This window comes from Mesonia mobilis DSM 19841 (assembly GCF_000423405.1).
GTDB classification, from domain to species: Bacteria; Bacteroidota; Bacteroidia; order Flavobacteriales; family Flavobacteriaceae; genus Mesonia; species Mesonia mobilis.
In genome coordinates, this window is record NZ_AUHX01000045.1 from 1 (window position 1) to 1,651 (window position 1,651).

The 1,651-nt window shown below is 27.7% G+C and carries 3 protein-coding genes; all 3 read left to right on the plus strand.

Annotation, left to right across the window (positions count from 1 at the left end; all coding sequences use genetic code 11):
• Positions 1-280 precede the first annotated feature (280 nt).
• The 3 genes from G551_RS16755 to G551_RS0112315 are packed head-to-tail and all read left to right on the plus strand — an operon-like array spanning position 281 to position 1,557.
• On the plus strand, positions 281-673 hold the full coding sequence (locus G551_RS16755; RefSeq protein WP_205618359.1) for a hypothetical protein: 393 nt from the start codon (positions 281-283) through the stop codon (positions 671-673).
• Positions 663-1,091, plus strand: a complete 429-nt coding sequence (locus tag G551_RS0112310) for a helix-turn-helix domain-containing protein (RefSeq protein WP_027885840.1) — start codon at positions 663-665, stop codon at positions 1,089-1,091. Before G551_RS16755 ends, G551_RS0112310 begins: the two co-directional genes overlap by 11 nt.
• Before the next feature lies 1 nt (position 1,092).
• The gene (locus G551_RS0112315; protein ID WP_027885841.1) at positions 1,093-1,557 is read left to right on the plus strand and encodes a hypothetical protein; all 465 of its coding nucleotides are present in this window, start codon (positions 1,093-1,095) and stop codon (positions 1,555-1,557) included.
• Positions 1,558-1,651 lie beyond the last annotated feature (94 nt).

The window sequence follows — 1,651 nt, forward strand, 5'->3', positions numbered from 1 at the left end:
TTTTTTCCTTGCATACCATGAAATTAATCTTTTTTAGTAAATTGTGCAACAAGCACAACGTATACCAACAATTGCGGCTTTGTGTCCTGCGGACACAGCCGCGCAAGCATAAAAGTCGGTAATTTTAGCTATCTTAGTTTCCAACCAATCCGCAACTGATTGTTATACAAGACCGTTGGGCACAAGCTAAAAAAATCACACTATATCTTTATATTCTAAAGTTAATAATTATTTTAGCAGGTATAATAAATTGTTAATAATTTAGCTATAACTAAACATTTTGAAGAAATTTTCCTTAAGTTTGTCACCGCATATTACAAGCACTACAAAAATTAGTGTTTATGAATTAAATAAAAATGGGAAAAGTCTTTTTGAACCGTTCGTTGATGAAATTGAAAAAGACGGCAACTTATTTGACAAGTTAGCTGGAGCTCTCAGAATTATTGAAGAAACTTCTAACCTCAAAAGATATCCAAAAACAAAATTTAGAGAACTTAAAGGTCATAACTTAAGCTGCAAAGTATATGAAGCTAAATCAAATATTATTAGAGTATATCTTTTTCACGAAGAAAAAACAGGTAGAGTCATAATAACTGGTGGACTAAAAGATAATCAAGATAAAGACATAAAAGCAATTTTGAAAATTATAAAAGAATATAATGATGAGAAATAGAGATAATATACGCGAAAAAATTTTAAATCAACCATCTTATTGGGTTGAAGGTATAAATAGCTTTCTCTATAATGCTATTTTGGAATATATGGAAGATAACAATATGAATAGAACTGAGTTAGCAAGTCATCTTGGAATATCAAAAGGCAGAGTTTCTCAAATCCTAAATGATGGAGAGATTAATTTTAGCATTGAAAAAGTTGTTCAAATAGCTTTAAAGGTTAATAAATTTCCAGTTTTTGAACTTAAAGATAAGAATTCTTATTTGGATGATTTAAACTCTAATAATCATAAAACAAAAGATTTAAGCTATTATGAAAATGATAGCTTTTCTGAAGTTTACTCGAAAAATAAAAAGGATAGTAAAATAATTCCTCTTTACAGTAATAATGAATTTAAAAAACAATTAGCACTTTAAAATGGCTAAAAAAACATATACAAATAAAGATAATATTGGATACAGAATTTCTCAAATTCATTCTTTAAAATTCTCTTTTAAAGATATTGAAATAGAAAGATTGAATCAAATATTTGAAACCCGAAATGCTTTAGCTTTAAACACGAGCACGTCATTGAATATTGATAAAGAGAAATCAACTATTATAATTGATATTAACACACAATTAGTTGACAATGAAAAAGAAAATGTTTTAGTTGAACATTCTGGTAGAACAGTTTATATAGTAAAAGGTTTAGATAGTGTTTATAATGAAGATGAAAATAATTTTGATCTTCCTGATGGTTTAGTCATTCAGTTATTTAGCATTGCTTACTCTCACGCAAGAGCTTTATTAGCGACTGAAATAAGTCCTACTATTTATAAAGATAAGTATATGTTACCTGTAATTGATCCTAAAGTATTTTTAAAAAAAGATAACAAATAAAAAAGCCAGTGCCCAACAATGGTAACCGTTGCACAAGCCTTTAATTCTTAGAAAATCTCACTTATTTAAACCGCTTTTAGGAGGTTTTTTGTTT